This is a genomic window from Polynucleobacter sp. HIN5 (assembly GCF_030297555.1).
Lineage (GTDB): Bacteria > Pseudomonadota > Gammaproteobacteria > Burkholderiales > Burkholderiaceae > Polynucleobacter.
The window spans coordinates 681,906-703,210 of record NZ_AP028136.1 but is presented as its reverse complement, the minus strand read 5'-3'; the positions used below and the strand labels follow the sequence as shown (position 1 = coordinate 703,210).

Annotated in this window: 23 protein-coding genes; 6 read left to right on the top strand and 17 right to left on the bottom strand. The window is 48.4% G+C overall.

The window, feature by feature from the left end:
• Positions 1-3: 3 nt before the first annotated feature.
• From QUE61_RS03690 to QUE61_RS03665, 6 genes are all read right to left on the bottom strand, one after another.
• Complete coding sequence (locus QUE61_RS03690) at positions 4-141, bottom strand: hypothetical protein (RefSeq protein WP_286307759.1); 138 nt, start codon at positions 139-141, stop codon at positions 4-6.
• 80 nt (positions 142-221) lie between these two features.
• On the bottom strand, positions 222-1,271 hold the full coding sequence (gene selD, locus QUE61_RS03685) for a selenide, water dikinase SelD (protein ID WP_286307757.1): 1,050 nt from the start codon (positions 1,269-1,271) through the stop codon (positions 222-224).
• A 13-nt stretch (positions 1,272-1,284) separates the two neighbouring features.
• Positions 1,285-2,070, bottom strand: coding sequence for a DUF748 domain-containing protein (locus tag QUE61_RS03680; RefSeq protein ID WP_286307756.1), 786 nt, complete (start codon positions 2,068-2,070; stop codon positions 1,285-1,287).
• A 33-nt stretch (positions 2,071-2,103) separates the two neighbouring features.
• Positions 2,104-2,364: a SemiSWEET transporter gene (locus QUE61_RS03675; RefSeq protein ID WP_286227265.1), complete on the bottom strand. Its 261-nt coding sequence runs from the start codon at positions 2,362-2,364 to the stop codon at positions 2,104-2,106.
• 29 nt (positions 2,365-2,393) lie between these two features.
• Positions 2,394-2,669, bottom strand: coding sequence for a heavy-metal-associated domain-containing protein (locus QUE61_RS03670; protein ID WP_286307754.1), 276 nt, complete (start codon positions 2,667-2,669; stop codon positions 2,394-2,396).
• A 67-nt stretch (positions 2,670-2,736) separates the two neighbouring features.
• Positions 2,737-3,438 carry a haloacid dehalogenase type II gene (locus tag QUE61_RS03665; protein WP_286307752.1) on the bottom strand — a complete coding sequence of 234 codons (702 nt, stop codon included), beginning with the start codon at positions 3,436-3,438 and terminating at the stop codon, positions 2,737-2,739.
• Between the two features lie 94 nt (positions 3,439-3,532).
• Here QUE61_RS03665 and QUE61_RS03660 point away from each other — a divergent pair, with 94 nt between their 5' ends.
• On the top strand, positions 3,533-4,678 hold the full coding sequence (locus QUE61_RS03660) for an alpha-hydroxy acid oxidase (RefSeq protein ID WP_286307751.1): 1,146 nt from the start codon (positions 3,533-3,535) through the stop codon (positions 4,676-4,678).
• Between the two features lies 1 nt (position 4,679).
• Here QUE61_RS03660 and QUE61_RS03655 read toward each other — a convergent pair whose 3' ends face one another.
• On the bottom strand, positions 4,680-5,495 hold the full coding sequence (locus tag QUE61_RS03655) for an ABC transporter substrate-binding protein (RefSeq protein WP_286307749.1): 816 nt from the start codon (positions 5,493-5,495) through the stop codon (positions 4,680-4,682).
• 75 nt (positions 5,496-5,570) lie between these two features.
• Here QUE61_RS03655 and QUE61_RS03650 point away from each other — a divergent pair, with 75 nt between their 5' ends.
• Positions 5,571-6,566, top strand: a complete 996-nt coding sequence (locus QUE61_RS03650; RefSeq protein ID WP_286307746.1) for a substrate-binding domain-containing protein — start codon at positions 5,571-5,573, stop codon at positions 6,564-6,566.
• 13 nt (positions 6,567-6,579) lie between these two features.
• Here QUE61_RS03650 and QUE61_RS03645 read toward each other — a convergent pair whose 3' ends face one another.
• Together QUE61_RS03645 and yjgA are read right to left on the bottom strand one after the other, a co-directional pair.
• On the bottom strand, positions 6,580-7,050 hold the full coding sequence (locus QUE61_RS03645; RefSeq protein WP_286307744.1) for a methyltransferase family protein: 471 nt from the start codon (positions 7,048-7,050) through the stop codon (positions 6,580-6,582).
• Complete coding sequence (gene yjgA / locus QUE61_RS03640) at positions 7,051-7,566, bottom strand: ribosome biogenesis factor YjgA (protein ID WP_286307742.1); 516 nt, start codon at positions 7,564-7,566, stop codon at positions 7,051-7,053.
• A 69-nt stretch (positions 7,567-7,635) separates the two neighbouring features.
• Here yjgA and QUE61_RS03635 point away from each other — a divergent pair, with 69 nt between their 5' ends.
• The gene (locus tag QUE61_RS03635) at positions 7,636-8,577 is read left to right on the top strand and encodes a DnaJ C-terminal domain-containing protein (RefSeq protein WP_286308263.1); all 942 of its coding nucleotides are present in this window, start codon (positions 7,636-7,638) and stop codon (positions 8,575-8,577) included.
• 11 nt (positions 8,578-8,588) lie between these two features.
• The gene (locus QUE61_RS03630) at positions 8,589-8,897 is read left to right on the top strand and encodes a chaperone modulator CbpM (protein ID WP_108508183.1); all 309 of its coding nucleotides are present in this window, start codon (positions 8,589-8,591) and stop codon (positions 8,895-8,897) included.
• Here the strand turns inward: QUE61_RS03630 and QUE61_RS03625 are convergent, their stop codons facing one another.
• Entirely contained in the window at positions 8,898-10,082 is a 1,185-nt protein-coding gene (locus QUE61_RS03625; protein ID WP_286224443.1) for a pyridoxal-phosphate-dependent aminotransferase family protein, read from the bottom strand.
• Between the two features lie 278 nt (positions 10,083-10,360).
• Positions 10,361-11,494: an alanine--glyoxylate aminotransferase family protein gene (locus tag QUE61_RS03620; protein WP_286307740.1), complete on the bottom strand. Its 1,134-nt coding sequence runs from the start codon at positions 11,492-11,494 to the stop codon at positions 10,361-10,363.
• An 81-nt stretch (positions 11,495-11,575) separates the two neighbouring features.
• On the opposite strand from QUE61_RS03620, the gene QUE61_RS03615 reads away from it, so the two are divergent.
• Positions 11,576-12,424, top strand: a complete 849-nt coding sequence (locus tag QUE61_RS03615) for an ion transporter (protein WP_286307738.1) — start codon at positions 11,576-11,578, stop codon at positions 12,422-12,424.
• 5 nt (positions 12,425-12,429) lie between these two features.
• Here QUE61_RS03615 and ppc read toward each other — a convergent pair whose 3' ends face one another.
• From ppc to QUE61_RS03585, 6 genes are all read right to left on the bottom strand, one after another.
• On the bottom strand, positions 12,430-15,240 hold the full coding sequence (gene ppc, locus QUE61_RS03610; protein WP_286307736.1) for a phosphoenolpyruvate carboxylase: 2,811 nt from the start codon (positions 15,238-15,240) through the stop codon (positions 12,430-12,432).
• A 4-nt stretch (positions 15,241-15,244) separates the two neighbouring features.
• Positions 15,245-16,267 (bottom strand): type I glyceraldehyde-3-phosphate dehydrogenase, encoded by a 1,023-nt coding sequence (gene gap, locus QUE61_RS03605; RefSeq protein WP_286307734.1) that lies wholly within the window; start codon positions 16,265-16,267, stop codon positions 15,245-15,247.
• A gap of 30 nt (positions 16,268-16,297) precedes the next feature.
• Positions 16,298-17,362: a class II fructose-bisphosphate aldolase gene (gene fba / locus QUE61_RS03600; RefSeq protein WP_286307732.1), complete on the bottom strand. Its 1,065-nt coding sequence runs from the start codon at positions 17,360-17,362 to the stop codon at positions 16,298-16,300.
• Between the two features lie 8 nt (positions 17,363-17,370).
• A complete protein-coding gene (tkt, locus tag QUE61_RS03595) occupies positions 17,371-19,365 on the bottom strand; it encodes a transketolase (protein WP_286307730.1) in 1,995 nt (664 codons plus the stop codon).
• A gap of 20 nt (positions 19,366-19,385) precedes the next feature.
• Complete coding sequence (locus tag QUE61_RS03590; RefSeq protein WP_286307729.1) at positions 19,386-20,393, bottom strand: class 1 fructose-bisphosphatase; 1,008 nt, start codon at positions 20,391-20,393, stop codon at positions 19,386-19,388.
• An 80-nt stretch (positions 20,394-20,473) separates the two neighbouring features.
• Positions 20,474-20,932: a tetratricopeptide repeat protein gene (locus QUE61_RS03585; protein WP_286307727.1), complete on the bottom strand. Its 459-nt coding sequence runs from the start codon at positions 20,930-20,932 to the stop codon at positions 20,474-20,476.
• A gap of 83 nt (positions 20,933-21,015) precedes the next feature.
• Between QUE61_RS03585 and QUE61_RS03580 the strand changes: the two genes are divergently transcribed.
• Positions 21,016-21,210: a hypothetical protein gene (locus tag QUE61_RS03580; protein WP_286307725.1), complete on the top strand. Its 195-nt coding sequence runs from the start codon at positions 21,016-21,018 to the stop codon at positions 21,208-21,210.
• Positions 21,211-21,305: the final 95 nt, after the last annotated feature.

Below are 21,305 nucleotides of genomic sequence, written 5' to 3'. Positions count from 1 at the left end.
TGATTAGTAGATCTTTTTACGCAAGCGCTCATCACGCTTATCGATCATCAGCTGCAAAAACCATTCGCCCCGCTTCATTGGGGAACCCATCATGCTTTGCATGAAGGACTGAAAACATGCTACAAAACTCTGGTTTTTCATGGTGAGGCCTTTACTTTCTAATGAATGTTGATTGTAGCTAGTTTTATGGCAATTGGTGAGACCGAGACCCAGCCTAGTTCCTAGGTCATAGCAAGGCCTTGACCACTCCCAAAATGGCCAATTGCCTTAGCCTCATGAAACCCCGAGCGATGGAGTAAATCCAGAACCTGATCCTTGGCCTCCGGTGCGCAAGCAATCAGTAACCCACCACTGGTTTGCGGATCGGTGATTAAATGCTGTTGCCAGGGTTGGATGTCTGAGCTAAACGAAACCTCCCCGCCATAGGCCTGCCAATTTCGGGTTGAGGCGCCGGTATAGATATCCGCTTTAACAAACTCCACTGCCTCGGCAATGACTGGAATATCACGCCAGTTCAGATAGGCTCTCAGGTTTGCCCCGCGACTCATCTCCAAAAGATGTCCTGCCAAGCCAAAGCCTGTGACATCCGTCAAGGCATGAACTTCTGGCATTTTCGAGAGCGCGATGCCAGGCTGATTTAGCTGAGTAGTATAGGCAATCATTGACTCATACCCCTTGGCTGACAAACGCTCTTTCTTTAGGGCGGCACTCAAAATACCAACCCCTAGGGGTTTACTCAGGATAATCGCATCCCCTGCTTGAGCACCGCTATTGCGCTTCACGTTCGCTGGATCGACGATACCAATCGCGACCAAGCCGTAAATGGGCTCAACCGTATCAATCGAATGCCCACCAGCAATCGGAATACCTGCCGCATGGCATACCGACTCACCGCCCGCGATGATCTTTTGAATCACCTCTAGAGGCAATACATTAATTGGCATACCAAGTAATGCGAGAGCAAATAAGGGTTGAGCACCCATCGCATAGATGTCTGAGATCGCATTGGTGGCCGCGATTCGACCAAAGTCAAAGGGATCATCAACGATAGGCATGAAGAAATCCGTAGTGGCCACAATCGCTTGATGCTCATTGATTTGATAAACCGCTGCATCCTCATTATTTTCTGAGCCCGCCAACAAAGCGGGTGGAATCATTTTGAGGGGCGAAGCTCGTAAGATATCGCTTAAGACCCCCGGTGCAATTTTGCAGCCGCAGCCACCTCCGTGCGAAAGTGAGGTCAGGCGTCCGTTGTATGCATTAAGAGTCATCGGTTTATCTTGGTTATTTTTGAAAAAGCTTCTTGATGGTGGTGACGGCATCTTTGCCAAGTTGCTGAGCACTACCAGTGACATCGCGCAACGTATCAGTGGCGATGTTTAAATAGGTATTGACACTTTTTAGAGCCGCATTCTTAACGACTGGAATAATGGCATCAATGATTTTTCCGACCGCCTCTTTGGTTCCTGCACCATCTTTACCAGTATCGATATTTACGATCTGAATATCCTCCAATTTGAGGTTAACGTTTGTTCCTAAGATTCGCATATCCTGATACACCAGATCTGCCCCCTGAATATCAAACTGCTTAATAAGAATGCGTGGCTGCTTAGAATCACCAGCTTTACCAGCTTTGCTTTGAGCATCTTCTTTTTGATTGGCTGCGCTATATTGCCTAGCATTATTTTGTAGAACCGATAGATTGTCAGTGTCTTTCGTTTTGACATACCGAACACTGGGCTGGTTCAAGAGCACTCGATCAATCACCACAGAGTCTAGTTTGGATTCTTTCGGGTTTAACACAATCTCAATCGTTCCGGCTTTAAATGCATGAGCTCCATCAAAACCCGGGGGGTTGGCAACCTCAAGATTACGAATGGTTGCTTGGGTTTGACGCAGACTCAGATTAACCTCGCCAACAGTTACCTTGGTACCTAAAGATTGCGTGGCATAGTTCTCGATCGAGCGCTTCACATACCCATCTAATTTGCTGGCGGTGTAATACGCGACGCCGATTGCAATCGCTATCGCCAATACGATCAAGAGTACAAGCATTTTAAGAATTTTCATTATCAAAATTGAGTCATAACAGTGCGCACTCTACTATTTTGACATTTGTTTCAATTTCATGAGCAAGATGCTCAGGGCAAATAAGAAAGTTAAAGCATTGGTCACGATAAGAGGCCAACTCTCAATCACAATTCCATAGATTAGCCATAATGCCACCCCTAGAGTAAACATACTGTACATGCCCACCGAAATGCCTGAGAGGTCTCTTGTTCGCCAAGATTGAATGGCCTGAACAAGAAAAGAGAAAGTGGTCAGTAACGCAGCTAAATAGCCAATGATGTCAATATGAAACATCCTGGCATCTTAGCCGATTGATGGACCACTTAGCTAATGCGGCCGATCGCGCAACTCACAAATGATTTAGCGGTTGCAATTCCTTTATCAAGACCTGCTACAGAACCCTTTTCTGGGTAGCCCATACTTAGCAACTTATCGACAATCTGCTGGCGCAAACGAGAGTCTGCATCCAGAACAACGGCTCTGTTTGCATGATCGACTGTCACCGCTTGAACACCCGTAATCGCTTTTAAGCCTTTTACGATGGTGTTCTCACAACCGCCGCATTTTAGGTTCTCAATTTCAATGGTTAGGTTTGCCATAGGATTCTCCGTTTATTTTCTCAGTATGATCTTTTCTTCGGACTTAGGTTTGATCTAGATCATTATTTTACGAGGCGGCTTTGAGTTGCGCTGATAGGTCGATAAAGTCTTTGGCGTGGTAGGTCGTCCAGGACTCTTGCCCAAGGTCTGTTCGGGTTATCTTTGGCCCAAACTCATGAGGGCGTTCAATAAATGCCGTTTGCAAGCCACACGCGTGAGCGGCCTCCAAATCGTCCTTGTGAGCAGCAACTAGCATCACATCGTGGGGCTCTAGATCAAAGGTTTGGCAAACACCCAGATAGGTTTCTGGATCGGGCTTGTAGTGCCGAAATACCTCAGCGGAGAGAATCAGATCCCAAGGTAAGCCGCCATTTTTTGCCATATTGGCAAGCAAACCTAAATTACCATTTGACAGAGTCACGATCGTAAAGTCTTGTTTTAGGAGCGTTAAACCGCGCACCGTATCTGGCCATGGTTTTAAACGATGCCAGGCGAGATTGAGACGCTTCTTTTGGGCTTCGGTTAGATGATCAATTTTTAGATCATCTAGCACCTGATCCAAAATCATCCGATGCAGATCGTCAATCCGAGTCCAGCCCAACTCGCCACTACGAACTCGAGCCATAGCAGGCTTATAGCCAGACCGCCAGGCGCTTGCAAATGCAATAGGGTCTATCTGGGGAATCAGTTGGGCGACCTCAGCCGCAATCGAGCCGTGCCAATCGACTACAGTTCCAAATACATCAAAGGCTAGTACGGATGGTTTCATCTTGGGGCTTAGGGTTTAGTTAGGATCATTCATAATAGACAAATCGTTAGTCTGTCCGATACAGTCAATCGTATTAACCTGAGAAGAACTCATCATGCCCATTATTACCAATATTGAAGATCTGCGCGTTCTCCATCAAAAACGCACCCCCAAAATGTTCTATGACTATGCGGATTCTGGTTCATGGACCGAGTCTACTTACCGGGCAAACGAATCGGATTTTCAGAAGATTAAGTTACGCCAACGGGTGGCTGTCAATATGCAAAATCGCACCACCAAGACGACCATGGTCGGCCAAGAGGTGGCGATGCCAGTTGCTTTGGCACCCACCGGCTTAACCGGTATGCAGTACCCCGATGGGGAAATTTTGGCTGCACAGGCTGCTGAGAAATTTGGTGTCCCCTTCTGTTTATCAACCATGAGTATTTGCTCGATTGAAGATGTGGCTGAACGAACCACGAAACCATTTTGGTTCCAACTCTACGTCATGAAAGATCGTGGTTTTATTGAACGCTTGATTGAGCGGGCTAAGGCTGCCAAATGTTCGGCACTCGTACTCACCTTGGACTTGCAAATTTTAGGTCAGCGTCACAAAGATATTAAAAATGGTTTAAGCGCACCACCGAAACTCACGATTCCAAACATCATCAATATGATGACCAAGCCGCGTTGGTGCATGGGGATGCTACAAACGCCACGCCGCACCTTCCGAAATATTGTTGGTCATGCCACGGGTGTAGGGAATATGTCCTCCTTGTCATCATGGACTGCCGAACAGTTTGATCCCGGCCTCAATTGGGGTGACGTTGAGTGGATTAAAAAACACTGGGACGGCAAACTGATTATTAAAGGTATTTTGGATCCAGAGGATGCGCGTGCGGCAGTTGGATCAGGTGCGGATGCGATTGTGGTCTCCAATCACGGCGGTCGACAGCTCGATGGTGCAATGTCGAGTATTCAGGCACTACCACCGATCGTCGACGCGGTTGGTAACGATATCGAGGTTTGGATGGATGGTGGCATTCGTTCAGGTCAAGACGTTCTTAAAGCGTGGGCATTAGGTGCACGCGGTACGATGATTGGTCGCTCGTTCCTCTATGGTCTTGGTGCCATGGGCGGCCCAGGCGTAACCAAATGCTTAGAGATTATTCATAAGGAACTGGATCTCACGATGGCATTTACTGGCCACCGTGATATCCATAATGTCACCAACGATATTTTGGTGCCTGGTACCTACTAGGTTACTTCTTCGCGTTTGGAAAAAATAGCTGCTCACCGCCTACTTTGTAGGAAGCTATCGAATCTTGACCTTCTTTCGAGGTAATCCAGTCCACAAATGCCTGGCCTTCGGCTTTTTTGACATTGGGGTATTTGGCTGAGCTCACTAGCATCACACCATACTGATTAAAGAGCTTAGGATCGCCTTGCACCAAAATAGCTAGATCACCGCGGTTCTTAAAGGTAAGCCACGTTGCCCGGTCCGATAAGATATAACCATTCATGCCGGATGCTGTATTTAATGCAGGACCCATGCCAGATCCAGTTTCTTTATACCAAGGCAAATTAGCTGATACTGCGATATCCGCACCCTTCCAATACCGCAACTCAGCGGCATGGGTACCACTCTTGTCACCTCGCGATACAAAGGTTGACTTACTGTCAGCGATTTTCTTAAGCGCCGCTTGAATGTCTTTGCCACCGGCAATTTTTGCTGGATCACTCTTTGGACCAATGAGTACAAAGTCGTTGTACATCACTTCAATCCGTTTATCGGCGAACCCTTCGGTAACAAATTTTTCTTCAGCGACCCTGTCGTGAACAAATACCACATCAGCATCCCCACGACGACCAATGTCCAGGGCCTGCCCCGTTCCCACAGCAACCACTTTTACTTGAATCCCGGTCTTCTTCTCAAAGGGCGGCAGGATATGACCAAATAAACCCGATTGCTCCGTCGAGGTCGTCGATGAAACTACGATGCTCTTTTGTGCATACGCAGCCGTAGAAAGCAAGAATGAAAGAGTTAATACCGAAACAATGGAACGGAGATTTTTCATGATGATCAATAGTTATTTGAAAACGTTTTATCATCAAGAGATCGATTTAAATAATCAATATGCAAAAATATTCATATGAAGCTCGTGATCCAGCCCACCCTCCTCCTGAAGACCCCAAATTACCATCAGCGTACCCTCGACTTAACGCATATTGGTAATTTGTTGCGCAGTGTGGATCAGGGGCGTACCCTTGCAGCCGCTGCAAAGGACCTCAATGTCTCCTATCGAACGGTTTGGAATGAACTGCGAGAGGCTGAGCAAGAACTGGGCTGTAAGCTATTAGAACGGATTAAGGGGCACGGTTCCAGAATTACTCCCGCCGGCCAATTACTAATTCATTCGCTCGATCGCTTGGATTTACAGCTTTCTAGTGAGGCTCAGCGCTTAGCTGCGGATATTGGCGAAAAGCTCTCTAAGCATCTAGAAAAAATCCTTGATCGTTATATTTTTTGTACTAGTAACGACCCACTCATTGAGCAAATTCATTCAAAATTTGATGAAATTGACTATAAAACAATGGGGTCGGGGCATGCACTCGATCGACTGATCGAGAACAAAGCAAGTATTGCAGGTTTTCATGTATCGGATCCAGGTGAAATTAAAGCCATCGAAGATCATCTGCGCCGTGCTGGTCTGGTGACCGTCCCCTTAATGCAGCGCGTTCAAGGATTATTGTTAGCAAAAGGCAATCCGCTGAGGATTCAATCCATCCGAGATCTGGCTCGGCCCGAGGTACGCATGATTAATCGACAAAAGGGTGCGGGTACGCGCCTCTTGCTTGATCGACTCTTAGAACGCGAAGGTCTGAAGACTAAGTTAATTAAAGGATATGGTCACGAGGAGTTTACCCATAGCGCTGTTGCGACCAGCATCTTAGCTGAACAAGCCGATGTCGGAATTGGTTTGCAATACATCGCCAAAGAGTATAAGTTGCACTTCATTCCACTTGAGACCGAAACGTTTTATCTCGCCATGAAACCAGAGTTCAGGCGTAATAAAACGCTGATCGCATTCATTAAAGCCATCCAGAATCGTTCCAATAAAACACCGGGGTATAAAGCGCTTAAATGAATCGGATAGTCACTTAGTAGATCAGTGGGATCAGTTTCTTGGTGCGTTGTTGATAGTCTTGATAGCTCGGAAATTTTTCCAGTAGCCACTCCTCTTCTTTGCGGGACTTCAGATCAAAAAAGATGAGTAGAGCAATTGCAACGGCTAGGGTATACCAACTTTGTAGGGTTGCTGCCCAGCCAAAGCTCAATAGAATCACCCCAAAATAAATCGGGTGCCGAACCAGCTTATAAATCCCTGTCTGGATCAACTCACCATTGCGCTTAGGTTTTGGCATTGGGGTGAGATTGGGCCCCAAGGCAATGGCAGCCCAGAGCGCAATGCCCAATCCTAAATAAAAAAGAGCTCTTCCAGCCAACCATAGCGGGTAATAAACAGTTTCTGGCTTGCCAAAGAGATCGGCGGGGCCAAAAAATAACGCGATCAATAAGACCGCCTGGATCAATACGTAGATTTCGCCACGATCCTGTTTGATTTTATTCATTTAGGCCTCAAGCTCTCTTAGGTATTGAAAAATCTCGCGATAGGCTTTTGGAGGTTTGTTAGCCTCTCGCTCCTTCTTCGCATTACGAATAAGAGTACGAATATTCTGAATATCGAGCGTGGGATGTTCGGTAATAAGTTCTTGCAGGGCCTCATCACTTTGCAATAAGCGCTCACGTAGGCGCTCTAGGCGATGTAACTTTGCGGTTTCGACCCGACCAGGCCCCTCAATCACTTCAAGCTGCCTCTTAATGGCCGCAATATCCTCATCCGATAATGCGCGCATCCGTTTACCAAGGTATTGCTTATGGCGCCGAATTCCCTCAAAAGAGCGAACGCGTGACGTTTCTGCAATCGCATCACGCAAGTCTTCATCGATTGGAATCGACTTTAATGCATCACTTGTGAGGGTGCTTAAAGCCTCAGCTAATTTTTGGCGCTCGGCCATTTGACGTTTGAGCTCTGATTTACTAGGTGGTAAATCATCGTCAGCAGTTAAAGGATCAATTTCAGGCATATACCCATTCTACTGAATGGTTTAATCCGATTAAAATGAAGCTTATTGATTGACTTCCTTTGTGCATTCATGGAATACCAAGACTATTACAAAATACTCGGCCTTGAACGAGCTGCAACACCTGATCAAATTAAACAGGCCTATCGCAAGCTGGCGCGCAAATATCACCCTGACGTCAGTAAAGAGGCGGATGCCGAAAAGCGCTTTAAGGAAATCGGTGAGGCCTATGCCGTTTTGAAAGATCCTGAGAAAAAAGCGGCCTATGATCAGATGGGTAGCAACTGGTCAGGTGGTCAAGGCTTTAATCCCCCACCCAACTGGGACTCCGGTTATGAGTTTCGGGGCAATGGTTGGGGCGATGGTGCTAATCCAGACCATAGCGAGTTCTTCGAATCCATTTTTGGACGCCGCGCCCAACAAGCCAATCAACAAAGCGCACAGTTCAATATTCCGGGTGAAGATCACCACGCTAAGATCGAGATTGATTTAGTTGATTCGTATCTGGGTGCGCAACGAAGTATTGGACTCAAAATGCCTGCGCTGGATGAGCAAGGTCATCTACGCATGCAAGAGCGGACCTTAGAGGTCAAAATACCAAAAGGTATTCGAAACGGTCAACATTTGCGCCTCGCCGGGCAAGGAAGTCCAGGATTTGGGAATGGCAAAGCGGGTGATCTCTATTTAGAGATTGTGATCAAACCAAACAGCCTGTTTAAGGTTGATGGCAAGGACGTGACGGTGGAGTTAAACCTTGCTCCCTGGGAGGCAGCATTAGGAGCGACCGTCGATCTCCCCACTCCCACCGGTAAAGTTGAATTGAACATACCAGCCAATACCATGGCGGGCAAGAAACTCCGTCTCAAGGGCAAAGGCATTCCGAGTCAAGAGCCAGGTGATCTTTACGCAGCCATTCGGCTGGTTACCCCTCCAGCCGCCTCTGATTCAGATAAAGAGGCTTATCAAGCAATGGCAAAGTCATTTGCTGCATTTAATCCACGTGCAAACGGTTAGGAGCAATCGATATGAGTACAAATCGTTCAGTGTTACTAGAGGGTGTAGTCGTTGAAGAACAACTGCATTTGACCGTGACTGAAATCTGCCAAGCATGCTCAATTACCCATACGCATATAGAAGAATGGGTCGCCGAGGGCGTGCTTCAGCCGCAAGGCTCGAGCCAGAGTGAATGGCGCTTTACGGGGCATTCGTTGCGTCGCGCCAAGATCGCTAGCCGTTTAGTGCGAGATCTGGAAGTGAATACCCCAGGCGTTGCTTTGGCGCTTGACCTCCTCGAGGAGATCGAAGCGCTACGCAAACAATTGAATCAATCGTAGTTACTGCAAAGCCTCTTGGGCCGCAAGAATACCGCTGCCTTTGAGTTTGATGCCAAACCGGTTCATACCCATTTCGCAACCGCTGATGGCGGCAAGCAATGACAACTCATTGCAGTCACCCAAGTGTCCAATGCGGAACAACTGACCTTTTACCTTACCCAAGCCTGTACCAAGGGATAGGTTGTAGCGTTCAAAGATTAATTTACGCAAGGCATCAGCATCGACACCTTCTGGGGTGCGCACACCAGTCAATACCGGGGAGTAAACCGCAGGATCTTTACACTGCACTTCTAACCCCCATGCCTCAACTGCAGCACGGCAAGCCTTGGCAAGGCGCTGATGGCGAGCAAATACATTGTCCATACCTTCGTTCAAGATCATCTCAATCGCCTCGTGCAAGCCATAGAGTAAATTGGTTGCAGGCGTCGAGGGCCAATAACCCGTTTTATTAGACTCCAGAATTTCATCCCAAGCCCAATAGGCTTTTGGCAAGGTCGCACGCTTACTGGCTTCCAATGCTTTCGGAGAAATCGCATTAAATCCGATACCTGGTGGGAGCATCAAGCCCTTTTGTGAGCCGCTCACGGTCACATCAACGCCCCACTCGTCATGACGGAAATCCGCTGAGGCCAGACCCGAGATGGTGTCGACCATTAAAAGCGCAGGATGTTTTGCCGCATCAATCGCTTTACGTACCGCAGCGATATTGGAAGTAACACCCGTTGAAGTCTCGTTATGAACCACACAGACCGCCTTAATTTGATGGCCCGTATCAGCCTTTAAGCGCTCTTCAATTTTGGCGGCATCAACACCATGACGCCAACCTTCAGCACCGGGTAAGCCGATAAACTCAGTTTTGATACCTAAACGTTGGGCCAACTTATTCCAAAGGGTTGCAAAATGACCGGTCTCATACATCAGGACAAGATCACCAGGAGACAGAGTATTTACGAGAGCACCCTCCCACGCACCAGTTCCCGAGCTTGGATAAATGATCACTGGGTGCTTGGTCTTAAAAATAGTTTGCATACCAGCCAATAATTGCAGGCCTAACTCACCAAACTCTGGGCCACGATGATCAATGGTTTGATAACTAATCGCACGTAAGATCCTTGAGGGAACCGGACTGGGTCCTGGAATGTGTAAAAAATGTCTACCCGATGGATGTTGGTCAAGTTTCAGCATATTTTGTCTGTCGCTGTCGTTTTAGTTGGGAATGGTTTTAAAAAAGCGAAGCCCCATTTATACCAGTTTCAGCGCTGCTTTGCCTTGACCTGTATAGGACATTGGCTATCAAGCCAATTGGATGCAGTAGCCTGTCAATCCAGGCTGACAGATAGCAAATAAGAATCACAACTCAAATTATGTTTTGGTCGTGGACCCCTGAAAAAGTGAAGGCGCTTAAAGGGATTTACCCCCAGCGCCTTCAGGCTGCCTTTGCTGTCTTAAAGATCGAAAAGTAATTACTTTGCTGTGATCTTGTCCATCGCAGCTTCAAGATGCGTGATGGCACGCTCAATATGAAGTAACTTCTCGAGACCAAATAATCCAATGCGGAAGGTTCTAAACTCGGGGCCCTCGCCCACTTGCAATGGAACGCCAGCCGCAGTTTGTAACCCAACCTCCATAAATTTCTTACCGGACTGCATATCTGGATCGGTGGTGTAACTCACCACGACACATGGCGCTTGATAACCCGAAGCAGCTACGCTTGGAAACCCTTTAGCAACCATTAGGGCTCGAACGCGAGCGCCCAATTCAATCTGCTGTTGCTTGAGGTAGTCAAATCCATGCGATTGGGTTTCCTTCATGGCGTTACGCAGAATCTTGAGCGCATCGGTTGGCATCGTCGTGTGATACACATGCGCACCCTTCTCATAAGTCTCCATAATCTGCAACCATTTTTTGAGATCAATTGAGAAACTATTGCTTTGCGTATGCTCAATTTTTTGCCGTGCGCGCTCAGAGAGACCAATCAAGGCACAACACGGGGAGCTACTCCACCCCTTTTGTGGGGCACTAATTAAGACGTCTACTTTGCTAGCCTTCATATCAACCCACATTGCACCAGAGGCAATGCAATCCAATACAAATAATCCATCAACCGATTCCACGGCATCGCCAATAGCGCGCAAATACTCGGGTGGCAGAATAATCCCGGCAGACGTTTCAACATGGGGAGCAAATACGACGTCTGGCTTTTCTTTTTGAATAAAAGCCACAACCTCTTCAATTGGAGGCGGTGCATAGGCACCTTGCGTGGTATGTTCGACTTGGCGACCCTTAATGACATGAATATCTTGGGTGAACTGTTCGAGATCAAAAATTTGCGTCCAACGATAACTGAACCAGCCGTTACGAATAATTAAACATTTTTTGCCAGGAGCAAACTGTCTTGCCACTGCCTCCATGCCATAGGTCCCGCTTCCAGGAACTACTACAGCAGAGTGTGCCTTGTACACATCCTTGAGAATTGCAGAAATATCAGTAATAACTTTTTTGAATTCCGCTGACATGTGATTCAAAGAACGATCGGTATAGACTACCGAGAATTCCAATAGACCATCCGGGTCTACATTGGGCAAAAGGCCTGGCATGCAAATTCCTTCTTATTTAGGCTAAATTAATGATTACTTGGTAAACCATTATTCTAATTGTTTTGAACCCCCAGGGCCGATATGACCATTAAGCCTCAGATCCATGAAGAACAGACTCTGAAAGAGACCTTGTATCGGGTTATTTTTGAGTCCGATACCCATGCCGGCCGGCTCTTTGACCGAATCCTGATCTTTGTCATTCTAGTTTCCATTCTGGTGGTGGTGCTCGATAGCGTGCAAAGCATATCAGCCAAATTTCACTCCATTCTCTTTGCCTTAGAGTGGTTTTTTACCTTCATTTTTACAATCGAATACCTTGCGCGACTCTACTGTGCTCCCAATCGACGCACATATGCGCTGAGCTTTTTTGGAATCATTGACCTCATCGCATTTTTACCCACCTACCTCGCGCTCTTCTTTCCAGAGTTGCATTCGCTAATCGATGTTCGCATCTTGCGACTTCTGCGCATATTCCGAATCTTCAAGCTCACCAGTTTCTTGGTGGAATACACCCACCTAGCAAATGCCCTGGCTGCCAGTCGGCGCAAAATCATGGTGTTTCTATCGGTTGTGCTAATGATTGTGATGGTGATGGGAACGCTGATGTATGTGGTTGAGGGTCCAGAACATGGTTTTACCAGTATTCCAATCAGCATTTATTGGGCAATTACTACTATGACCACCGTGGGTTTTGGAGATATCACGCCTAAGACCGATTTGGGTAAATTGATTGCATCAACCATGATGCTGATGGGCTGGGGCACATTGGCTGTCCCCACAGGGATCGTAACGAGTGAGATGGCACTGCGGCGCCATCGGCTAGATCTAGATCCAAGAACTTGTCCGAACTGCTTGGTAGATAACCTCGATATAGGTGATAAGTATTGCCGTGCGTGCGGTACTGAACTACCTAGTGATCAACACAAATAATTTAATCATCCCGTATTACGCAGCCCAGATGCAATGCCATTGATGGATAAGTGGATACCCCGCTTAACCCGCTCATCGCTTTGCCCAGCACGATAGCGCCTCACCAACTCAACCTGAATATGATGCAAAGGGTCGATATAAGGAAAACGATGGCGAATGGACCGGGCTAAGATTGGGTTATTGGCAAGTCGCTGCTTCTCCCCCGTGATTTGTACGAGTGCATCGATGGTCTTATCCCACTCCTCACACATGGCTGCAAAGATCTTCTTGCGTAAGCGTGTATCCGTAACTAGATCACTATAAAGAGCTGCCAGATCAAGATCTGCTTTAGATAGCGCCATATCCATGTTCGATAAAAGGGTTCGAAAAAAAGGCCACTGACGATACATCCGTTTTAATAAAGCTAAATTAGTCGCGCGCTCTTTTGGCTTGGCGTCGTGCAATAACTCGTGAATGGCAGATCCAAAACCAAACCAACCAGGTAATGTGAGACGGCATTGGCCCCAACTAAAGCCCCATGGAATGGCTCGAAGATCCTCGATGCGCTGGGTCGCTTTGCGTGATGCAGGTCGTGAACCAATGTTGAGCTCGGCAATCTCACGAATTGGTGTGGCCTGAAAAAAGTATTGGGCAAAGCCCTCGGTTTCATAGATCAAGCGGCGGTAGGCTCGCATACTGGACTCTGAAATCTGGGCAGCGGTTTTGAGGAATAAGGGTGTTGCGGGCTTAGTTGGCTGCAATAAAGTAGCCTCAAGAGTAGCTGCAATTAATGCCTCTAAATTTTGTCGACCGATCGCTGGATTCGCGTATTTGGAGCCAATCACCTCACCCTGCTCCGTCAAACGAATTTGGCCCCTGACCGTTCCCGGCGGCTGCGCCAGAATGGCTTCATAGCTTGGGCCACCACCCCGCCCGACTGTTCCACCGCGCCCATGAAATAAGCGCAGCTGGATGTTGTGACTGTTGGCTAGCCGCTCAAAGAGCTCGACCAAAGCAATCTCAGCACGGTACAGCTCCCAATTACTGGTAAAGATCCCGCCATCTTTATTGCTATCGGAATAGCCCAACATAATGTCTTGCTCGCCACCTGACCGTTTCACCAGATTGGCAATGCCAGGCAAGGCATAAAAATCCCGCATGATGGGTGCTGCATGACGAAGATCTTCAATGGTTTCAAATAAGGGTACGGTGATGAGATCAATGCGCGCCCTGGACTCCAAGGTACCATGCATGAGACCTAGCTCTTTTTGCAACAACATGACCTCTAGCAAATCGCTGACGGTCTCGGTATGACTAATGATGTAGTGGCGGATCGCATCGGCACCAAAACGCTCACGCAGGCCCTTGGCAAGGGCAAAAATGGCAAGCTCACTCATCGTGTGCGGGGAATACTCTGCGCCAACCACCTGCAGTGGCCGTGCTTCATTGAGTAAGCGAATTAATAATGCCTGCTTAGCAGCCTCATCTAAACCTCGGTAGTTACTCTCAATCTTGGCGACAGCCAACAACTCTTGCAGAACCTCCTCATGCTGATCCGAGCTCTGACGTAAGTCCACGGTCGCCAAGTGAAAACCAAATACTTCAACCGCACGGATCAGTGCTCGAAGGCGTTGATTAATGAGCGCCTCAGCAGAGTGAGACCGCAGTGAGCTCTCAATAATCTGTAGATCACCTAAGAATTCTTGGGCACTTTGATACGGATTTTGGGGTGGTACGGCGTGTCGTGCTGCGTCGCCTCCGGTTAAGTGTTTGAGTGTGGCAGCGAGTCGTGAGTAAATCCCGGTTAAGGCTCGCCGATAAGGCTCATCCATGCGATGTTCATTCTCGTCAGGGGAGCGATTCGCTAAGGCTTGCATGGCCTTTGGAAAGCCCACCAAGAATCCGGACAGAGAGAGCTCCGTTCCCAAATAATGCACTTCGGTTAAGTAGTGCCGCAATATCATCTCAGCTTGCCGTTTTAGGGCATATTCCAAGGTTTGGGCAGTGACATTAGGATTGCCGTCCCGATCGCCACCGGTCCATTGACCCATCCGCAGAAAGGATGCAATATGCGGTTGCCCAAGACGGTCTTCCAGTTCAGCGTAGAGCTTAGGGATCTCCCGTAAAAAAGTAGCCTCGTAATAACTCAAGGCATTTTCAATTTCGTCGGCAACCTTCAGTTTGGTGTAGCGTAATAAACGGGTTTGCCATAACTGAATCACGCGTGCTTTGATTTGTAATTCATTATCTGCAAGCTCACGCTCGCATAGCAGGTCTTTTTTGAGTTGATACGCTTTCGCTCGATCTTTAATCTGATCACGATTTAGTAATAATTGAGCAATGCTTCGCTCTGCATCCAAAATACTTTTGCGTTGTACCTCGGTTGGATGCGCGGTCAGTACGGGCGACAAATAACTATCAGTTAGGGTCTTAACAATGGTTGCTTTACTAATACCCGCCGCATGAATTCGTTCTAAGGCCAAATCGATACTGCCAGGCTGCTGGCTAGCAATACGCTCTTGGGCGGCTTGACGTCGCAATTGATGACGATCCTCTGCCAAATTTGCCAAGTGACTAAAGTAGGTAAAGGCACGAATGACCTTGACTGCATCATCGGCACTCAATCCTTTTAAAAGCTTCTTAAGCTCCTTATTGGCATTCTCATCACCATGGCGATGAAACCGGACCGATAGGACCCGAATCTGCTCAATCAAATTAAATACTGCAACGCCCTCTTGCTCCCGAATCACATCCCCTAAAATGCGCCCCAGCAAACGAATATCGTCAACCAAGGCCGAGTCAGGGTCTTGTTTTCGGGTAGAGGGTCGGCTGGCCAATGCCTTATACCGCCATCAGGGTTTCTGCTGCATTGAGCATTTGCACGGAGTAGCCCCATTCGTTGTCGTACCAGGCTAGGACCTTGACCAGCTTGCCATCGCTCGAGACCCGTGTTTGCGAGGCGTCATAGATACTGGGTCGGGGGTCATGATTAAAGTCAATCGATACCAAGGGCAACGTATTAAAGCCCAAAATGCCTTTGAGCTCATGCTCACTAGCCGCCTTCAGTATTTGATGAACTTCATCCACGGAGGTAGGACGCTTGGCAATAAAGGTGAGATCAACGACCGAGACATTAATAGTAGGTACACGCATCGCAAAGCCATCAAAGCGGCCAGCTAGTTCTGGCAGGACGAGACCAACCGCTTTTGCAGCACCGGTTTTGGTGGGGATCATGCTGCTCACGGCTGAGCGTGCCCGACGCTTATCCTTGTGATACACATCGGTGAGCACTTGATCGTTGGTAAACGCATGAATCGTGGTCATGAGGCCAGATTCAATTCCAATCTTCTCTAGTAGCGGCTTAACGAGGGGTGCCAAGCAATTGGTGGTGCAGCTTGCATTAGAGACCACCACATCGGTGGGTTTTAAGACCTTCTGATTGACGCCATACACAATCGTAGCATCGACATCCTTTTCACCAGGGGCTGAAATCAATACCTTCTTGGCGCCCTGCTGTATGTGTACCATCGCCTTTTCTTTGGAGGTGAACTTACCTGAGCACTCGAGCACCAGATCAACACCCTCTTTGCCCCATGGGGTTTCGAGGGGGTTACGGGTTGAATACATCCGAATCCGATCGCCATTGACCACCATGTAATCACCATCCACAGTTACCGTGCCAGGAAAACGGCCATGGGCGGAGTCATATTGGGTGAGGTGCGCATTGATATCAATATCGCCCATCGCATTAATGGCGACGATTTGGATATCGCGTTTTTTATTTTGCATCGCCTCTTCGTAGAGAGCGCGCAATACCATCCGGCCAATCCGGCCATATCCATTAATTGCAACTCGGATCGTCATGTTTTCCTCTTGATTTCTTGTACTTAATCATTACTGCACAATCGCTTTTAGTTCTCCCTTGGCGTAGCGCGCTGCCATCTTCTCCAAAGGAATCACTTTAATCTTGCTCGCTTGCCCAGCGCATCCAAAGGATTTGAAGCGTGCCTCGCAAATCCCTTTAGCAGCCGCTGTAGCAACCTTGAGAAAAGCGCGTGGATCAAATTCTTCTGGGTGTTCTGAGAAAAATTTCCGTATTGCCCCGGTCATCGCTAAACGAATATCGGTATCGATATTAATTTTGCGCACACCGTGCTTAATTCCTTCAACGATCTCTTCTACTGGCACACCATAGGTCTCTTTAATGGTGCCGCCATGTTCACGAATAATCGCCAACCACTCTTGCGGCACACTCGATGATCCATGCATCACTAAATGCGTATTGGGTATCCGTTGATTGATAGCCTTAATGCGATCGATGGCCAAAATATCCCCAGTGGGTGGTCTAGTGAACTTATACGCACCATGGCTGGTACCAATGGCAATCGCTAGTGCATCCACCTGGGTCTTGGCAACGAACTCAGCTGCCTCGTCTGGATCTGTGAGGAGTTGCGAGTGATCGAGAACACCCTCTGCACCACTACCATCCTCATCGCCCGCTTGACCAGTTTCCAAAGAACCCAAGCAACCCAACTCACCTTCCACTGAGACGCCAACCGCATGCGCCATATCCACAACCCGACGGGTCACATCCACGTTATAGGCAAAGTCAGCTGGGGTCTTGGCATCTTCTTTTAGTGAGCCGTCCATCATCACACTAGAAAAGCCACTACGAATTGAGGCTTGGCAGACGGCGGGTGATGCGCCATGATCCTGGTGCATGCAAATCGGAATATGAGGATACTGCTCAACAGCCGCCAGCACTAGCATCCGAAGAAATGGCTCCCCCGCATATTTGCGCGCGCCTGCTGAAGCCTGCAAAATCACGGGGCTATCGACTTGATCAGCGGCCTGCATGATGGCATGGATCTGCTCCATATTATTGACATTGAATGCTGGCAGTCCGTAATGATGCTCAGCGGCGTGATCTAAAAGCTGTCTTAATGAAATTAATGCCATTTTTTCCTCTAGGACAAAACAAGTTCAACAATCCGGTCAACGGTAACACCCAAGGCTTGATAAACCGCTGGTGCAGGCGCAGATTCTCCAAACCGGTTAATGCCAATAACAGCACCATCTAAACCGACATACTTCCACCAAAGATCACCCTGCCCGGCTTCAATCGCAATCCGGCGAACACCCTTGAGCAAGACCTCCTCTTGCCACTCTAGAGACTGACGATCAAAAGCTGAGGTGCATGGCATGGATACCACGCGTACCGACTTACCTTTGGTGCGCAAGAGCGCTTGGGCTTGCATCGCTAGACTCACTTCGGAGCCGGTTGCGATCAGTACCGCCTCAGGATTGGGGGAGTCGGATAAGACATAACCACCCTTCAATACCTGGGCTTCAGTGATTGTCTGGGTGAGCTGGGGTAAATTTTGGCGAGATAAAAAGAGTGCGCTGGGTCCATCGGTGCGCTCAATGGCAGCAGTCCAAGCGACGGCAGTTTCAAATCCATCGCAGGGGCGCCAGAGATCAAGATTTGGGATCAGTCTCAAACTAGCCGCATGTTCAATCGGTTGATGGGTCGGGCCATCTTCCCCCAGACCAATCGAGTCGTGCGTCAACACATAAATGACCCGCTGGTGCATGAGAGCACTCATACGCATGGCATTACGGGCGTAATCTGAGAACACCGCGAAGGTGCCTCCATAAGGGATGAAGCCTTTATGCAATGCAATGCCATTCATGATGGCGCTCATACCAAATTCGCGCACACCATAGGATAGGTAGTTTGCTACTTGATCAGGCTTTTGATGCCAGGTGACACTGGCTTTCGCAGCGGTCAAGTTAGAACCGGTGAGATCAGCAGAACCACCTAATAGCTCAGGTAGAGCTGGGACCAAGACCTCCAAAACCTGTTGCGATGACTTGCGACTGGCTGTCGGTGCCTCAATCGCTTTCATGCTCGCAAAGAGTTGCGACTTGGTATTGGCCCAACCCTCAGGGAAGGTTTCAGCGACGCGGCGCAGTAACTCTTTGGCAAGCTCAGGGAACTCACGCTGGTAGTTAGCAAAAGCTGCATCCCAAGCAGCCTGTTTGGCCTTACCTGCCGCGATCGCACTCCATGCATCTTTGATGGGTTGCGGAATCACAAACGGCGCATGTGTCCAGCCCAATGCTTGGCGGGTTGCTTGGGCTTCTTTCTCACCCAAGGGTGCACCATGTACATCATGGGTGCCCGCCATGTTGGGGGCTCCCCATCCAATCGTGGTTTTGCAAATAATCAGGCTCGGGCGCTTGGACTCACTCTTGGCTTGCCCGATGCCGTGTGCGATGGCATTGGCATTGTGACCATCAATCGGGCCAATCACATTCCAACCGTAGGCCTCAAACCGCTTAGCGGTATCGTCTCGAAACCAACCATCGACATGCCCATCAATTGAGATGCCGTTGTCGTCATAAAAGCAAATGAGTTTATTTAAGCCCCAGACTCCTGCTAAGGAGCAGGCCTCGTGACTCACGCCCTCCATCAGGCAGCCATCTCCTAAAAAAGTATAGGTGTGGTGATTAATGATGGAGTGGCCAGGGCGATTAAAGCGCTTAGCGAGTAGCGATTCGGCCAGAGCCATCCCCACCGCATTGGCGAGGCCTTGGCCAAGGGGGCCGGTAGTCGTTTCGACGCCGGGCGTGATGCCGACTTCGGGGTGGCCAGCCGTGATGCTATGCAACTGGCGGAACTTCTGAAGATCGTCAATGCTGACGGCATAGCCGGTGAGATGCAGTAAGGCATAGATCAGCATCGATCCATGGCCATTGGAAAGCACAAAGCGATCCCGATTAATCCATGCCGGGTCGGCAGGATTATGGTGCAGGTGATCGCGCCATAAGACCTCGGCAATGTCTGCCATGCCCATCGGTGCGCCCGGATGACCCGACTTGGATTTTTCAACGGCATCGATGGCCAAAAAGCGAATAGCGTTAGCCAGTTCGCGACGATTCAGTGATGTTGTACTCATATCCATACTTGTTATTAGTGTTACGCGCGATCATGTTCGCGGTGATACTCCTCAATACGCTCTACTTCATTTTTGGATCCCAAAATGACGGGGATTCGCTGATGAATACTCTCCGGCTGAACGTCCAAGATACGTTGACGCCCCGTAGAACCCAAGCCGCCAGCCTGCTCAATAACAAATGTCATCGGGTTTGCTTCATACATGAGACGCAAGCGCCCTGGCTTACTTGGATCCTTTGTATCTTTGGGATACATAAATACTCCACCGCGCATTAGGATGCGGTGTACATCTGCCACCATGCTCGCAATCCAACGCATATTAAAGTCACGTCCCCGCACGTTGGTTTTTCCTTGCTTACATTCATTGATGTAGCGACTCACGGGTGGCTCCCAGAAGCGCTCATTGCTCGCATTAATGGCAAACTCGCTAGTGTCCGCAGGAACCTGAATATCTGGATGCGTCAATATGAATTCGCCCGACGCCGCATCAAAGGTAAAGCCATGTGTGCCGTGCCCCAAACTAAAGACCAGCATGGTTGCCGGTCCATAAATCGCATACCCTGCTGCAATCTGTTGGCGACCCGGACGCAGGTAATCGCTCACGGTCAGCGTGGTGTTCGGAGTTGTCGATAGTATTGAAAAGATCGTTCCGACAGAGACATTGACGTCAATATTGGATGAGCCATCGAGTGGGTCAAATAAACATAGAAAGGATCCACCCTTGGGATTACTCAGTGGCTCATCATTCTCTTCGGACGCAATTCCAGCCACGAGATTGCCAGATCGAAAGGTCTGAATCAAAATCTCATCGGAGAGAACGTCTAATTTCTTTTGGGTCTCGCCCTGAACGTTTTGACTCTCTAAACTGCCCAATACGCCAGCAAGCGCTCCTTGAGAGGTTAATAAAGCGATTTCTTGAACAGCTTTGGCAATTTCTAATACAAGCGAACCAAGATCAGGGTGGAGTGATGGGTGCTGAGCCGATTGCTGGCTTAAATACTCTGAAAGCGTGGTTCTCCCTGCTGGCATGGTGGCGGGTCTTTAAACTCATTAATCAAAACTCTATTTTCTCAGATATTGAGACCCGGGCCCCGATTTTTAGCTGAGGCCTACTTTATGCCTTTTTGAGCCTTGTACTTAGCAATTTCATCTTTTAGCTCGCGATACTCCTCGCACGGCAAGAAGCAGGCCTTATTGAGTCGGGCAAGCATCTGTTCGGCTCCAGCTAAATCATTTTTCATTAAAAATAACTCGCCGTAGTACTCTAAGGCACCACGATGTTTTGGATCAATCTTGAGGGCGGCCTGATAGTAGCGCTCTGCAGCAGCTAAATCCGGCGGGGTCTTTTTACGTTGTGCATAACCGAGCAAATTATTCCAATCTGCTGAATTGGGTTGATTGGCTGCAAGTAGTGTTTTGATGGCAGCATCATAATTATTTGCCTTAATCTCTTTTTGCGCATCCGCTTGCCAAGAGGGGGCTGACTCACTTGGGGTCGTATCTGCTGCGATCGCGCCCAATGAAAACACGATTGAGAAGACAGTAATAGCTAGCCTTTTTATCACCATAATGAATCCTCCAAATGATGATTCATTATGATCCAACCCCATGAAAATTGCTGATTGGAACGTCTCCAGCTAAGATGGTACCCATGAAGAATCTTCGCAACTATCTCTTTTGGATCCCCTACCTGATTGCAGTGGGTATCGGCCTGAAATTTGGCTATGCGTTTGGTATGCAAATCAGCGGTCCAATCATGGCCGTGATCACCGCCCTTCTAGGGGCGGTATTTTGTTCGATCATCGTGGAATCGTTTTTGGGCAAAAAGCGCAAAGGCGATTCCTAAGCAATACTTACTTGCGGCGATTCATGTTCCGAATGGTGACCATAGCGCCAATCGCAACGATCAAAATTGCAACAACGTAACCTGCTTCCATCGCT

Excerpts from the sequence above, each read along its gene's own strand:
- QUE61_RS03690 (WP_286307759.1), bottom strand. The coding sequence starts at position 141 with ATGAAAAACCAGAGTTTTGTAGCATGTTTTCAGTCCTTCATGCAAAGC.
- selD (WP_286307757.1), bottom strand. The coding sequence starts at position 1,271 with ATGACTCTTAATGCATACAACGGACGCCTGACCTCACTTTCGCACGGA.
- QUE61_RS03680 (WP_286307756.1), bottom strand. The coding sequence starts at position 2,070 with ATGAAAATTCTTAAAATGCTTGTACTCTTGATCGTATTGGCGATAGCG.
- QUE61_RS03675 (WP_286227265.1), bottom strand. The coding sequence starts at position 2,364 with ATGTTTCATATTGACATCATTGGCTATTTAGCTGCGTTACTGACCACT.
- QUE61_RS03670 (WP_286307754.1), bottom strand. The coding sequence starts at position 2,669 with ATGGCAAACCTAACCATTGAAATTGAGAACCTAAAATGCGGCGGTTGT.
- QUE61_RS03665 (WP_286307752.1), bottom strand. The coding sequence starts at position 3,438 with ATGAAACCATCCGTACTAGCCTTTGATGTATTTGGAACTGTAGTCGAT.
- QUE61_RS03660 (WP_286307751.1), top strand. The coding sequence starts at position 3,533 with ATGCCCATTATTACCAATATTGAAGATCTGCGCGTTCTCCATCAAAAA.
- QUE61_RS03655 (WP_286307749.1), bottom strand. The coding sequence starts at position 5,495 with ATGAAAAATCTCCGTTCCATTGTTTCGGTATTAACTCTTTCATTCTTG.
- QUE61_RS03650 (WP_286307746.1), top strand. The coding sequence starts at position 5,571 with ATGAAGCTCGTGATCCAGCCCACCCTCCTCCTGAAGACCCCAAATTAC.
- QUE61_RS03645 (WP_286307744.1), bottom strand. The coding sequence starts at position 7,050 with ATGAATAAAATCAAACAGGATCGTGGCGAAATCTACGTATTGATCCAG.
- yjgA (WP_286307742.1), bottom strand. The coding sequence starts at position 7,566 with ATGCCTGAAATTGATCCTTTAACTGCTGACGATGATTTACCACCTAGT.
- QUE61_RS03635 (WP_286308263.1), top strand. The coding sequence starts at position 7,636 with ATGGAATACCAAGACTATTACAAAATACTCGGCCTTGAACGAGCTGCA.
- QUE61_RS03630 (WP_108508183.1), top strand. The coding sequence starts at position 8,589 with ATGAGTACAAATCGTTCAGTGTTACTAGAGGGTGTAGTCGTTGAAGAA.
- QUE61_RS03625 (WP_286224443.1), bottom strand. The coding sequence starts at position 10,082 with ATGCTGAAACTTGACCAACATCCATCGGGTAGACATTTTTTACACATT.
- QUE61_RS03620 (WP_286307740.1), bottom strand. The coding sequence starts at position 11,494 with ATGCCAGGCCTTTTGCCCAATGTAGACCCGGATGGTCTATTGGAATTC.
- QUE61_RS03615 (WP_286307738.1), top strand. The coding sequence starts at position 11,576 with ATGACCATTAAGCCTCAGATCCATGAAGAACAGACTCTGAAAGAGACC.
- gap (WP_286307734.1), bottom strand. The coding sequence starts at position 16,267 with ATGACGATCCGAGTTGCAATTAATGGATATGGCCGGATTGGCCGGATG.
- fba (WP_286307732.1), bottom strand. The coding sequence starts at position 17,362 with ATGGCATTAATTTCATTAAGACAGCTTTTAGATCACGCCGCTGAGCAT.
- tkt (WP_286307730.1), bottom strand. The coding sequence starts at position 19,365 with ATGAGTACAACATCACTGAATCGTCGCGAACTGGCTAACGCTATTCGC.
- QUE61_RS03590 (WP_286307729.1), bottom strand. The coding sequence starts at position 20,393 with ATGCCAGCAGGGAGAACCACGCTTTCAGAGTATTTAAGCCAGCAATCG.
- QUE61_RS03585 (WP_286307727.1), bottom strand. The coding sequence starts at position 20,932 with ATGGTGATAAAAAGGCTAGCTATTACTGTCTTCTCAATCGTGTTTTCA.
- QUE61_RS03580 (WP_286307725.1), top strand. The coding sequence starts at position 21,016 with ATGAAGAATCTTCGCAACTATCTCTTTTGGATCCCCTACCTGATTGCA.